At 46.7% G+C, this 13,823-nt stretch carries 14 protein-coding genes; all 14 read right to left on the reverse strand.

Annotated features, from left to right (window positions below; genetic code table 11):
* Positions 1-2: 2 nt before the first annotated feature.
* A complete protein-coding gene (gene pfkB, locus KY305_RS06330) occupies positions 3-914 on the reverse strand; it encodes a 1-phosphofructokinase (protein ID WP_214799596.1) in 912 nt (303 codons plus the stop codon).
* Positions 911-1,666 (reverse strand): DeoR/GlpR family DNA-binding transcription regulator, encoded by a 756-nt coding sequence (locus tag KY305_RS06335; RefSeq protein ID WP_223061823.1) that lies wholly within the window; start codon positions 1,664-1,666, stop codon positions 911-913. Before KY305_RS06335 ends, pfkB begins: the two co-directional genes overlap by 4 nt.
* Before the next feature lie 286 nt (positions 1,667-1,952).
* The gene (locus KY305_RS06340) at positions 1,953-3,146 is read right to left on the reverse strand and encodes an ABC transporter permease (protein ID WP_223061824.1); all 1,194 of its coding nucleotides are present in this window, start codon (positions 3,144-3,146) and stop codon (positions 1,953-1,955) included.
* The gene (locus KY305_RS06345; protein ID WP_223061825.1) at positions 3,143-3,835 is read right to left on the reverse strand and encodes an ABC transporter ATP-binding protein; all 693 of its coding nucleotides are present in this window, start codon (positions 3,833-3,835) and stop codon (positions 3,143-3,145) included. Before KY305_RS06345 ends, KY305_RS06340 begins: the two co-directional genes overlap by 4 nt.
* Positions 3,836-4,972, reverse strand: coding sequence for an efflux RND transporter periplasmic adaptor subunit (locus KY305_RS06350; RefSeq protein WP_223061826.1), 1,137 nt, complete (start codon positions 4,970-4,972; stop codon positions 3,836-3,838). It lies immediately after the preceding gene.
* 1 nt (position 4,973) lies between these two features.
* Complete coding sequence (gene yknW, locus KY305_RS06355) at positions 4,974-5,669, reverse strand: YknW family membrane protein (protein ID WP_223061827.1); 696 nt, start codon at positions 5,667-5,669, stop codon at positions 4,974-4,976.
* A gap of 169 nt (positions 5,670-5,838) precedes the next feature.
* Positions 5,839-7,647, reverse strand: a complete 1,809-nt coding sequence (locus tag KY305_RS06360) for an ABC transporter ATP-binding protein (RefSeq protein WP_223061828.1) — start codon at positions 7,645-7,647, stop codon at positions 5,839-5,841.
* Between the two features lie 8 nt (positions 7,648-7,655).
* Positions 7,656-9,413, reverse strand: coding sequence for an ABC transporter ATP-binding protein (locus KY305_RS06365; RefSeq protein WP_223061829.1), 1,758 nt, complete (start codon positions 9,411-9,413; stop codon positions 7,656-7,658).
* Between the two features lie 205 nt (positions 9,414-9,618).
* Positions 9,619-9,852: a molybdopterin converting factor subunit 1 gene (gene moaD / locus KY305_RS06370; protein WP_223061830.1), complete on the reverse strand. Its 234-nt coding sequence runs from the start codon at positions 9,850-9,852 to the stop codon at positions 9,619-9,621.
* Positions 9,845-10,318, reverse strand: a complete 474-nt coding sequence (locus KY305_RS06375) for a molybdenum cofactor biosynthesis protein MoaE (RefSeq protein WP_223061831.1) — start codon at positions 10,316-10,318, stop codon at positions 9,845-9,847. The genes moaD and KY305_RS06375 overlap by 8 nt, the downstream gene beginning before the upstream one ends.
* On the reverse strand, positions 10,319-10,840 hold the full coding sequence (gene mobB / locus KY305_RS06380; RefSeq protein ID WP_223061832.1) for a molybdopterin-guanine dinucleotide biosynthesis protein B: 522 nt from the start codon (positions 10,838-10,840) through the stop codon (positions 10,319-10,321).
* Positions 10,801-12,093, reverse strand: a complete 1,293-nt coding sequence (locus KY305_RS06385; RefSeq protein WP_223061833.1) for a molybdopterin molybdotransferase MoeA — start codon at positions 12,091-12,093, stop codon at positions 10,801-10,803. Before KY305_RS06385 ends, mobB begins: the two co-directional genes overlap by 40 nt.
* An 18-nt stretch (positions 12,094-12,111) precedes the next feature.
* Entirely contained in the window at positions 12,112-13,131 is a 1,020-nt protein-coding gene (locus KY305_RS06390; RefSeq protein WP_223061834.1) for a MoeB/ThiF family adenylyltransferase, read from the reverse strand.
* A gap of 52 nt (positions 13,132-13,183) precedes the next feature.
* Positions 13,184-13,786 carry a molybdenum cofactor guanylyltransferase gene (mobA, locus tag KY305_RS06395; protein ID WP_223061835.1) on the reverse strand — a complete coding sequence of 201 codons (603 nt, stop codon included), beginning with the start codon at positions 13,784-13,786 and terminating at the stop codon, positions 13,184-13,186.
* Between the last annotated feature and the right edge of the window lie 37 nt (positions 13,787-13,823).

Consider the following 13,823-nt stretch of genomic DNA (forward strand, 5'->3'; position numbering starts at 1 on the left):
CTCTATAGACGTGTGACCTGAACTTCAGGAAGAAGCTGCTTTACAAACTCTTCAGTTCCGAGCTCCTCAGAAAATGCCGTCGCGCTTCCGGAAGCAACTCCTAAGCGGAACGCGTCTTCCAAAGGCAGCTGCTTTGAAATCCCTGCAAGGAAACCTGCTACAACGGAATCACCCGCACCTACAGAATTGACTAATTTTCCTTTCGGAACGTTAGCGAGGAAAACCGCCTCTTTCGTAAATAGGAGCGCTCCGTCACCAGCCATGGAAACGATCGCGTGTTCAGCACCTTGTTCAATCAATTTCTTACCGTAAGGAACAGCAGCTTCGGCGGAATCAATGACCGTATTGAACATCTCGCCGAGCTCATGATGGTTCGGCTTCATCAAAAACGGTTTCATTTCAGTCGCTTTCATCAGGGCTTCTCCGGAGATGTCTACTACAACCCGGGCATTTTGCCTGCTGCAAACTTCTGCTATTTTTTCATATGTGTTGTGCGGCAAGGAAGAAGGAATGCTTCCCGCCAAAACCACAATATCTCCCTCTTCAAGCTCGGAGAATTGCTCTAAAAAGGCGTTAAACACCTCGTCTGAAATGATTGGGCCCTGTCCGTTAATTTCCGTCTCTTCGCCCGTTTTCAGTTTTACATTTATACGCGTGTCTTCCTTCACCTCAGAAAAAGCTGTTTCTAAGCCTTCTTGCTGTAAAAATGACGTAATATAGTTTCCGGTAAATCCGCCGACAAATCCCATTGCTTTTGACGGCACATGGTGTCTTTTCAGCAATCTTGAAACATTGATGCCTTTTCCGCCGGGATATTTCGTGTCATAGCTTGAGCGGTTCAAACCGCCTACAGTAAAATCTTCAACGTGTACGATGTAATCAACAGACGGATTGAGAGTTACAGTGTAAATCATGGTTTCACTACCTTTACGACAGTTTTTTCTTGGTAATTATCGAATGCAAGTTCATCAGCGTCAGTGGTAATGATTGCGGCGTCGCTCAAGTCGGCAAACGCCGAGAAAGAAATCTCGCCAAATTTAGAAGGGTCGGCTAAAACATACGCTGTTTTTGCCTGCCTTACTGCCTTTGTCTTCAACAGAGCTTCATCAGGATCTGGTGTTGTAAACCCTGCTTCAATATGCACGCCGTTGACTCCGAGAAAGCTTTTATCGAATCGGTACTGGCTGATCGCGGTTAATGAAGCGCCCCCGATCATCGCACCTGTTCGATGCTTCACATATCCTCCGAGAAGATAAAAGGGAATGCCTTTTCTTATTAAAGCTTCAATATGCATAACCCCGTTTGTGACAACCACAATGTCTTTCGTTTTATCTATAAATTCAATCATATGCAATGTAGTTGTTCCCGCATCAAGATAAATACAGTCGCCTTCTTCTAATAAAGCCGCAGCTGTTTCAGCGATCTTCAGTTTATCTTGAAGGTTTTTGGAGGATTTTTCTAGCATATCCGGTTCGAGCCTGCTATTGGAAAGCTTCGACGCTCCGCCATGAACGCGCTTTAAAAAACCGCGCTCCTCAAGTGTTGATAAATCTCTTCTGATTGTTGATTCAGAAGCGTTCGTCATGCTTATCAGCTCTTGAATCTTTACCACGTCACGCTTGTCAATCTGATCAATAATCAACTGATACCTTTCAGGAGTTAGCATATCCCGCCTCCTAATGAAAACGTATTCATTTTGGTTACAAGATTATTGTAATCGCTTTTTTTACTTTAAGCAACTAAAATCGCTCACATTCATTCAATAACTATCAAAATCTTTCATGTTTGTTCATATTAACGTATGTATATAGGGTTTGTAAACTGTAAATTCGACAAAAAGAGGGACAATTGTATGACATTTTCTTTTATGATAAATGAAAAAAGTCTATTATATTCATCATTACTATAAAAACCCGCCAAAAAACCCCATGCAGGCTGCATGGGGCTCTTGACTATTCATATCGTAAAGCTTCAATCGGGTCCAAACGTGACGCTTTGTTGGCAGGCAGCATGCCGAATATAACGCCGATCAGCATACTGAACAGAACACCAATACAAACGACCTGCCATGAAACGAGCGACGGCCATCCCGCGATGAGAGAAACGAGAGATGCCCCTCCATAGCCGAAGCCGATTCCGATCAGACCGCCGATTAAGGTTAACACAACGGACTCAATTAAGAATTGGGTCAAAATCTGTCCCCTTGTCGCACCGAGCGATTTACGGATGCCGATTTCCCTGGTCCGTTCCGTCACTGAAACAAGCATAATATTCATGACTCCGATCCCGCCGACGACAAGTGAAATGCCGGCAATTGAACCGATGATTGTCGTCATAATCGTTGTGACTTGCCCGATTCCGGCTGCAATTTCTTCCATATTCATGACTTGATAGGACTCTTTCGTCCCGTGATTGTCATTCAAAAGCCGGGCCGCTTCTTTTCCCGCTGCTTTCATGCTGTCGGCAGAAGCCGCCTGAACAGAGACATTGCTGTAGTCACTCGTTCCGAAAGAAGATTTCATCATGTTAAAAGGCACATACATTTCACTAAGGCCTAACGAGAGAAAGCCGTTTTCTTCTTTTAATACACCGACAACTTCAATCGGCTGGCCATTAGCCCAGACGATTTTTCCGAGCGGAGTTTTTTTGCCAAACAGCTTCTCAGCCATTTTTTTCGAAATAATTCCCGCTCTTTTCCCGGCAAGAAAATCATCGTCTGTAAATGTTCTTCCGTCTTTGACGTCCAATGATTTCACGTCCATATAGCCGCTGTTAATTCCGTTTAGCGTGATATCCGTTTCTTCTTCATGATAACGCGCCGTCATGGACTTGACTGCGGAAGCGACGACTTGCTTGACACCGTCCAGCCCTTTTAATCCATTAATATCATCTTCTGTAAAGCTCGCTTCCATTAAAGCGTTCGGGTTGGCCGACAATTCTTCATCACTCGGAAGATAATACAATTCAATCGTGTTGCCCGGGCCGCTGATGGATTGCTTCAGCATTTGTTCGCCGCCCTGGCCGACCGCTACGACGACGATAACTGAGCCGACGCCGATAATGATGCCAAGCATCGTCAGGATGGATCTCATCTTATGGGCTCTTACAGAACTGAGGGCCATCCGAAGATTTTCTATCAGACTCATTCCCCCACTCTCCTTTGCTCAGAATCGCGGGAAACGATCTGGCCGTCACGGACGAAAATGATTCTGTTTGTAAAGTCCGCCACCTCAGGTTCATGAGTGACGAGCACCACGGTCACGCCCTCGGCATTCAGTTCTGTGAACTGCTCCATAATGGAGATGCTTGTTTTCGTATCCAATGCGCCTGTCGGCTCGTCAGCCAGGATGAGCTTCGGCTCGTTGACAATCGCTCTTGCTATGGCTACACGCTGCTTTTGGCCGCCCGACAGCTCATTCGGCATGTGAAGCATCCGGTCCGCTAAGCCTACCTTTTCCAGCGCGTACTCCGCCCGCTCCTCGCGTTCTTTTTTGCCGATGCCGGCGTATATCATGGGCAGTTCCACATTTTTCTTCGCATTTAAACGGGGCAGCAGCTGAAATTGCTGAAACACAAATCCGATTGATTTGTTGCGGACGGCTGCAAGCTCTTTTTCCGTGCAGGAAGAAACGTCTTCACCCGCAAGTCTGTAACTCCCCGATGACGGTCTGTCAAGGCAGCCGATAATGTTCATAATCGTAGATTTTCCCGATCCTGACGGCCCCATAATCGACACGTATTCTCCCTCTTCAATCGTGAGGTCGATAGAGCGGAGCACATCAAACGTCTCCTTGCCGATCTGATAGCTCTTTTTCACCTTTGAAAGCTGAATCATTTACGCTTTCACATCCGTTCCGTCGGTCAAACTGTCAGCCGGATTCAGAATGACTTTATCATCCTTTGAAAGTCCCTCTTTTATCTCCGTCATCTGCTTTGCCGTATCGCCGACTTTGACCTTCACCCGTTTGGCCTTGCCGTCTTTTATCGTAAAGACGTAATGTTCATTATCTTCTTTTTTGACGGCCGTTGACGGAAGAGTATCAGCTTTTCGTTTGTCCGTTTCAATGTTCATGATCAATTTAAAACCCGGTTTGCCTTCCGGAAGGCTGCCGATCAGCTTGACCTGAAACGGATACTGCACGGCTTGTTCCGTGTCTGCGCCTGAGGCTGTACCTGACTTTTGATCAGGAACGAGGCCGACCGCTGTCACTCTGCCTTTCCACGTTTTATCCGGAATGGCGTCTGAGGTGATCGTTACCTTTTGCCCTTTTTTCACTTTCAGCGTATCGTATTCAGACAAACTTCCGGCTACGATGAGATGCTCCGGGTCGCCTATATGTATGATCGGTTCTTGAATATCTGATTTTTTAGAGGCCGCTTCTTGATTGACCGAGATCACCGTTCCATCCATCTCGCTCTTTACTTCAAGATCAGCCACTTGGTTTCTGAGAGATTGCTTTTGCAGCTCAGATTGCTTCAATTCAATTTCTGCCGTTTTTTGCTGAAGCTGTAAATCAGTCCGTTCAGATTCAATTTGTTTTTCAGCTTCTTTTTCTCCCACTTGCTTTGCCAGTTCTTTTTCTTTGCTGTTTAATGTGTTCAGTTTTTCTGTGATCTGATCGATTTGCAGCCGTTTTGATTCTTCAGATAGCTCATTCTGTTCTTTATCAAGGTTCAGCTGCTCGTTTGTATAGGAAACTAAGGACGTTCCTTTTTTCACCTTGTCCCCTTCCTTTACTTTCACCTTATCAAGAGTGCCTTTATCAGCTTCATAAAAGACATACTGTTCATTTGAAAATTTTAGTGTTCCCGGCACCATAACGGTTGATGAGATTTCCTGTTTTTCCAAGGTTCCTGTTTCAATCTTTTCCCCGGCGCTGCCGCCGGCGGGAGCGGCAGACCGGTAAATATTTATACCGATGAATGCTGCGATAATAACTGCGATGCCGATTCCGATCCATATTTTTTTCATGTTACGCACCTGCCACTGAATTTACCAGTCCTCCGACAAACGAGAACAAGAGCATGATAACAAACAAAATGATTGCTGAAATACAGGCCGCTTTTTTAGAAATGCCGCCTGTGTGATGCAGACCTGCAGCAAGCAGAATATAGCTCCAGATGCTGAAGATTTCGATCGAGCTTAAAAAGGCCGCCGCTGACTTGCCTGCGGGTATGATACTTGCCAAAGACGTGACACGGTAAATTGAGTTTGCATCAGTGAAATAAATAACAAGGCCGTTAATGACTAAGCCAATGTTTGAAATAAAGGCCGTGAATAGACCGAGAGAGAGCATTTTTTTGTAGGTCGTGACACCACCTGAGATTTTCACGCACAGCCAATAAATTAACGGAACGATAAACAGCGCGAGAATGCCGCCAAAGATGCCGCCGAAAATCGTAGCGTATTTCGTAATGGATTTGGTCATTTCTATCTGTTCATCCGTCAATCCCTCAAGTGACGAGCTTTTCAGAATTTCATCATAATTCATCCCCAGTCCCTGTAACATATAGCCGACTGCAATGAGAACAATGACAATGAAGAGCGGAATGCCTATGATCGGCTTTTCTCTTAATCTTTTAAATTGAACAACGGGACTTGTGATCACGCCGAAGAGAGACGGCTTTTCCGTTACTGCGGTATTGCTTTTTTCAACCTTTGGTTCCATACTGCTGATCCCTCCTATGTATATTCAGTTTATAGTTACGCATGAGGCTTGGAGAAGTTTCATTTTTTTACCGCATACGCATTTATGCTAAATTGTAACATAAATCCAGTTCGTTTTCGTTCCATTATTATGTAAAAACGCCTCCGCTGAGGGAAGGCATTTTTTACTGTCATGATATACTGTACTGCGCTTTAACGAGTCCCGCGTATATACCGTTATGCTTCATTAGCTCGGCGTGATTTCCTTCCTCGATCTTTTTACCGTGATCAAGGACGATAATCCGGTCGGCATCACGGATCGTAGACAGCCTATGGGCGATCATGACCGCTGTCCGGTCCTTTAAAAGCGTCCGCAGCGCATGCTGGATCTTCACCTCGGTTTCGGTGTCAATGCTTGCGGTCGCTTCATCCAGTATTAATATGGAAGGGTCGCAAAGAAGAGCTCTTGCAAAAGAAATGAGCTGACGCTGTCCGGCAGATAAAACATTGCCACGCTCTTCTACCTCGGTGTTATACCCGTTCGCGAGATTTGATATAAATTCATCCGCGCCGACGGCTTTCGCCGCCTCTATGACTTCTTGATCAGAAGCTTCCGGCCTTCCGAATCTGATGTTTTCCATGATCGTTCCCGAGAAGATAAACGTGTCCTGAAGCACGATACTGATTTTTGCACGCAAATCGGAAAGTGACAGGTCTGCAATCGGTATTCCGTCTATTGCAACCGTCCCTCCCGTCGCATCGTAAAATCGGCTGATTAAATTCGCAATCGTCGTTTTGCCGCTGCCCGTATGTCCTACAAGAGCAAGAGTCGTTCCCGCCGGGACTGCGAAAGAGACGTCAGAAAGCGCCTTGCGTTTTTGATCATATGAAAATTCAACATGATGAAATTGAATATCTCCCTTTATACGCGGAAGGCGGACTGCATTTTGTTTTTCTTTCACATTCGGCTTCTCATCTAAAAACTCAAATATCCGTTCTGACGAAGCCATTCCGATTAACAGCTGATTATACACTTGGCCCAGTCTTGAAATCGGCTCCCAAAACATTCCCAGGTAAAACGCAAATGAAACAAAAACACCTATCGTAATCACTCCGTTCATCATCAATGCAGCTCCGTACCAGATCAAAACAGCGGTTCCGGCCGCATTGGTCAAATCAACGAGCGGCCTGAAAATGGCGTTTTTTTTCGTTGCTTCCTGCCAAGAACGGTAATTTTCCTGATTTATGCCGTCAAAGTATGCCATATTTTCGTTTTCCTGCGTAAACGCTTGTGTAACCCGGATGCCTTGGATGCTTTCATTCAAATGAGAATTCAGCTTTGATTGCTTCAGACGGACTGTCTGCCATGAACGGCGGATGCGTTTCCGTAAGCTTGTCGAAATAAAAAACATAATCGGCAGCGTAATCATAATGGCCGCCGTCAGCTGCGGGCTTAAAGTGAACAAAATAACAAAAATGCCCAAAAGAAGCAGCAAGTCAGTTAATAGATTAATAACGCCGCTCGTAAATAAATCCTGCAGAGAATTAATATCATTCATAATTCTGACTAAGATCGAACCCGCCGATCTTTGGTCAAAAAAGCGATGAGACAAACGCTGGACATGTGTAAACAAATGCTTTCTCAGATCGTAAATAACATGCTGGCCAAGCCGGTTCATCCAGCGGATTCTTAACGTATTCGCAGCGTAATTAAGTACATATAACCCGCTGATGACAAAGATCAGCTGAACAAGCAGCCCGGTATTTCTGTCGGTAATTGCTTTGTCCAGCACATAAACTCCGATGAGAACCGGAACGAGCAGCCGGACTGCCGTTCCGATAAACACCGTTAAAAACGAAAGCGGCAGCAAATGTTTTCTGTACGGTTTCACATAACTTAGAAGCCGCCACATTTGCCCCCAATTAAAAGGCTTTTCGATGATTTCATCAGATGTGTAATAAAAACGTTTCATCACGGTTTGTTTTTTCGTCCCGTCCATGCGGCCCCCTATCCGACCCGATGCGGCATCTGCACCGCTTCCAGATCTTTGTACTGAATATCATGGATTTTTTTGTAATAGCCGGACTTCCCAAGAAGCTCTTCATGAGTGCCTCTTTCTGTGACGGCTCCGTCCTGTATAACCAGAATTTCATCTGCATGCTTTAATGACGAGATTCGGTGCGCGATGATAAACGTAATGCGATTTTTCATCACCTCTTTTAACCCCGCCTGTATGTTCTGCTCTGTTTCCATATCCACAGCGCTTGTCGCATCATCCAGCAATAAAATGTCAGGCTGTAAGCAGATGGCCCTTGCAATGGCGATCCGCTGTTTTTGGCCGCCTGACAAGCCCAGCCCCCTTTCCCCGAGCATGGTGTCATACCCGTCAGGAAGCTCCATAATAAAGTCATGGGCCTGGGCTTTTTCAGCCGCCTCAATGACATCCTCCATTGCGGCTTCTGGATTTCCATATGAAATATTCGATCTTATCGTCGAAGAAAACAGAAACGATTCTTGGAACACGACACCGATTCGGGAACGCAATGACTGCAAAGAGTACTCAGAAAGCGGCTTGCCATCCAAGAAAATCACTCCGCCTGACGGTTCGTAAAATCGGCTTAAAAGCTGAGTAATTGTGCTTTTACCTGAGCCGGTAGGCCCCAGCAATCCGATAACCTTCCCGCGTCCAGCTTCAAAACTGACGCTGCTGAGCGCTTGTTTGGATTCCGTTCCGTAGCTAAATGACACGCCGCTGAATTGAACAGTGCCTTTCACACCCTCAATGACTGCCGCACCGGGTTGATCTTTCATTTCTTCTTCTTGATCTAAAATGTCGAGCAATCGTTCGCCTGATGCTTTCGCTTGGGAGAACATATTAATGACAAAGCCCAAGTTCATAATCGGCCACATCATATAATTGACAAGACTGAAAAACGCCACCAGTTCACCGGGATTGAGCTGGTTTTGCATAACAAGATAGCCTCCGTAAGAAAGAAGTGCCACGATAGAAATGTTACCGATCAGCTCCATTAACGGAAAGTAAGCTGACCAGATCGAGGAGGTCTTTAGAAAGGTCGAGCGGTATTCCTGATTCGCTTTGTTAAATCCGCTGATTTGAAAGTCTTCTCTGGACAGCGATTTCACGGTATGAATACCGCTGATATTTTCTTGAACTTTCGTGTTGAGGCTTGCGAATGATGTTCTGACGCTTCTGAAGGCAGGATGGACTTTTTTATCAAACCTGTATACTGCGGCGGCTAAAAATGGCAGAACAGCGATTGTCACGATGGTGAGGGAAACTGAGTAGTAAAACATGACGCTCAAACTGACCGAAACGAGCAGAATAAAACGAATGAATTCAGCGAGGCCGTATGATAAGAAAAAACGGAGGCCTTCGACGTCCGCAGTAAGACGAGACATTAAGTCCCCCGTTTTGGCGTTATCATAATAAGAAAAAGACAGCCTTTGCAGCTTGCCGTACAGTCCGTTTCTTAACTGATAAACCGATCGAATACCGAACATGTCGCCTAAATATTGATGAAAAAACGTAGCGGCTCCTTTTATGATCATGACGCCGATAAACCCGAGACCGATCCATGCAGCAAGCTGGAATTGACCGCCCAGCACGATGTCGTCAATTGTAATTTGCAAGATGACAGGATAGACAACGGTAATGGCAATTGTAATGAGCATCGCAAGAATCGACCATATAAATACGTTTTTGAACGGCCAATAATAATGTTTTAATCTTTTAAATGTATTCATGAGCATGCACCTTTCCGATATGATTCTTTTTACTATATCCGTTCCTTCTTTTCATTTCCATAATATTCCTAAAAATCAGTCAGAAGATGTATCTTTTCTCCATCCGGCGGCGGTAAAATACCTTACAAAACATCATTGTATGCTGTTTCAATCGGAAGATATGCAAATAAAAAACCGGATGGCAGTCATGCTCATCCGGTTTTTCTCATCCTCCGCTTACCGGAGGGATAAAGGCGATTGTATCGCCAGTCGATAATATGATGTTTTCTTTTACGTACATTTCATTTACCGCTATCATCGCATTGTCAATTGCGTGAAGGTCGTATTGCTCTTTTAACAGCGTTTTAATTTCCGAAATTGCAGCCTGCTTCTCGTCAAGCTCTATGACAGATGTTTTTGCCTGCTCGGCAAGTCCGGCAAATAAAAGAACTTTAATCATGGCTATCCCCTTTTTTGCGATCCGGTTTTCCATTCGGATATGCAGTCGTTTCAAGCTGGTCGCCTATCCATTCTTCACCGTCTTCCCATATTTCTTTTTTCCAAATCGGCACGATCTGTTTAATACGTTCAATCGCGTATTCATTCGCCTCGTATGCGGCCTTTCTGTGCGGTGAGGAGACCGCAATGACAACTGCCGCCTCGCCGATATCAAGGACGCCGACCCGGTGGGTGATCGCCGTCTCTGCCCCCTCCCATTTCGCGCTGATTTCTGCGCCGATTTGAGACAGCATTTGAACAGCCATCGGCTCATAGGCTTCATATTCAAGCCTTACAGTCCGGCGGCCGGCCGTCCACTCTCTCACCGTGCCGATAAACGTGGTGATTGCCCCAGCTTCACGTTTTTCAACTTTTTTTACGATATCTTCTGTAATGATAGGTTCTGTTGTGATTTGAAAACGGTTCATTTATGCAGATTCCCCCTTCAGCTGTGAAAGCACAAACGTAACGGCAGCCGGATCATCCGCATGGAACACAGGCAATCCCGGCTGTGCCGCTGCAAGCTCCATATTTCTGCAGACAACGGCGATTACGTGCTCTAATTGCCGCAGCTTTTGCCATTCTTCTTTATTTTTAATCATCACGATTTTCGGATACGGTTCACGCTTAAACCCCTCAATAAGCAGACAGTCCGTCCCGAGAAAACCGTACAGGCCGATCAGGCGCGTGAGGTCCCATTCCCTGCGCACCGTGAGCTGCAAGACGCCAGCACCCTCAACTGCCGTAATATCGGCTCCGGCCGCCAATAAGCGCTCCGAATCTTTCTCTTCAGAAAACAGATCGGGCTCGCCGCCATGGCCGTGATGCTTTAAACAGCCCACTTTTAATTCCTTCGGAGCAGACGCCAGCACCCGTTCGATAAACGTCGTTTTTCCGCTGTTTTGAAAACCTACGACCTGGAGGATCGGGAAAGAATTGACCACGGCCATTCACTTCCATTCTCATCGCGGATAAGGAGCGCATAAACCGTCCGGCCCGCTTCATATCCCCTCGTGCCGCCCGGTAAAATAATGAACGCATTCGCCTCAGCAAGGGACGTTACGGAGCTTGATTTGTCCAAACCGACCGGTGACGCCATCATCTTGCCATCCTCGTGATAAACGAACGCCCGAACAAATCTCGTAAACGGATTCGGCTTCGGAAAATCATTTGTCAGCACGGCCTCAGCCCATCCTGAGTGAGGCTTTTCATTCAGAAGCCACGTCTGGATCATCGGCTTCACAAACAGCGTAAAACCGACATAACATGCGGACGGATTGCCTGAAAGGCCGAACAGCAGCATGTCATTTGCCCGGGCTACGGTTGTGACGCTCCCCGGCCGCATTGCAACTTTATTAAACAAAACCTCCGCGCCGAGTTTTTCATAAATGTCAGGCAGAAAATCAAAATCACCGACAGACACGCCGCCTGTAGTGATCAGAAAATCAACTTTTTTCATCGCTTCCTTCACCGCAGCGTAGCTGTCTTCAAAATCGTCGGAGATTTTGCCTAAATCAAGAGGAACCGCCCCCGCTTCAATGACCTGGGCATATACCATTGCCGCGTTGCTGTTGCGGATTTTACCCGGCTCAAGCGGGTCGCTGACATGGAGCAGCTCCGTTCCGGTGGCGATAATGCCGACAACGGGTTTTCTGACAACCGGAACGGACGCATAGCCGAAGGTTGCTAACAGTGCGGTTACGCCTGGCGTAATTTTCGTTCCTTTTTTTAATAGGGATCTGCCTTTTTTTGCATCTTCTCCTTGACAGGAGATATTATCACCCTCATGAAACGGGCGTCTCACTGACATGTAATCCGTGCCGTTTTCCGAAAACGTTTTGGTCAGCTCAAGCATGACGACGGCATCCGCGCCTTTTGGAATCTGCGCTCCGGTCATAATGCGGACCGCTTCATACGGGCCAAGCTCTTTTTCTGACACGGCGCCGGCTCCGATATGGTCAATCACCGCAAACTTGACTTCATTTTCCCGCGAAGCCGCCTTTGTATCGCGAGCCCTGATGGCAAACCCGTCATATGGAGAACGGTCAAAAGCCGGCACATCATGGTCGGCTTTAACGTCCTCCGCCAAATAGCGGTGAAGGCTGTCCTCCAGCCCTACCCATTCTGTTTCCCCTTGTTTTTTATATTGACTTACACGGCGAACCGCCTCATCTACCTGTATCGGTGTTCTTTTTTCCAGCATATAGATCCCCTCCTGTTGTTACAGCCCAATCACTCTTGCCAAAACTGAATTTGCTTCTGTTATGTCATTTGTACCGTGAATCAGCGCACGGCCGTCTTGAAAAATGACGATTCTGAAACGCTCATACGCTATGTGCAGCAGAAATTCATTCGCTTCGACTTTCCCGATCAGCTTCAGCCGTTTTACAAGCTCTTGTTTCGGCAGCCGTTTTAAAGCGTCCGATCTGATTTGAACAGTGTCTCTTCCGCATAACACGCTTGCTTTCGGCGTGTTTTCAGGCTGCAAATACGGATACTCGGGCTCCAGGCCGCAGGACGGACAATGATCCCGCTTGATATGATCTACATTTATGCTCATACTGCTGTTATTCCACACATCAAGGGTGACAAAGCGCCGATTGACTGTTTTCACATGACCTGTCAGCAGTTTAAGCGCCTCAGCCTGCTGATATGCAGAGACGATATGAACCGCAGGGGGAATAATGCCGGCCGTATCACATGTCGCCCCGCCCACTGGTATTTGCTCAAACAGGCATGACAAACACGGCGTAACTCCCGGAATAATCGTCATATACATCCCTTGGCTGCTGACACAGGCCCCGTAAATCCAAGGCGTCTTCGTTTTTTGCGCAAGATCATTTATCAGCATTCTCGTTTCAAAATTATCAGTCGCGTCCACTACGCAATCAGCCGCTTCTATAAGGGGCTGAAGGGTTTCGGCCGTACCTTCCGCCACATAGGCATCTATATGTATTTCACTGTTGACCGCCAAAAGACGCGATTTTGCCGCCATCGCTTTCGGCATGCGCTGTTTCGCGTCTTCTTCCGTATACAGTTGCTGTCTTTGTAAATTGCTCCATTCCACATAGTCCCGGTCTATAATCGCCATGCGGCCTATTCCGGCTCTCGCAAGGCCTTCCGCGCCGGCTGTTCCGAGGGCGCCGGCTCCGACGATCAGCACGCTGCTGTCAGCCAGTGCCTTCTGTCCCTCTTCCCCTATCGGCTTAAATCTCGTCTGCCGTGAATAGCGCTCTTCCATCTGTATTGTCCCCTTGCCTTTTTTATTTCCATCATACCATGTTTCTTCCCGCTTAGTCCTGATTCGAAGACTCCATATGAGCCAAAAGTCCGAGGTAGTCATCCTGAGTATTAATATTTACAAACTCCTCCGGCGCTGCGCCGATCTCTTCAGCCTGCACGTAACAGACCGACAGCTGCCGCAGCGCATCCGCCATCCGCAGCTGGTTATGTGTAAGCTGATCAAAAAGCAGGTTTTTGACCCGTTTATGATATACCGCGATCAGCGGCTGCTCTCTTTTTCCGCAAATCGGAATGACAGCGTCCGCTCCGCCCGTCATCCTCATTTCCAGTGAAGCCACGGTCCTCCTTGAAACAAGCGGCGTATCACAGGATAACACCGTATATGACTCGCCCTCCATCTGTTCCATTGCCGTATATATGCCGGCCAAGGGACCCATTCCCCGGAAAGGCAGTAAATCCGGAAAAACATATTTCTCTTTGTGTGATGTAAATCTTTCAATATGTTCAGGACGGCAGATAATAACCGATTCTCCGCTGCCAAATGCGTTTTTCGCCCGTTCATAAAACATTTCGCCTCTCCATTTTGCAAATGCTTTCGGCTCACCGAATCGTCGGGAAGCTCCGCCTGCCAATAATACATTCACCCGTTTCATGTCATCTCTCCTATTCTGTATAAAAGGATAGCAAACG

Source organism: Bacillus sp. YC2, from assembly GCF_019891195.1.
Taxonomy (GTDB): Bacteria; Bacillota; Bacilli; order Bacillales; family Bacillaceae; genus Bacillus.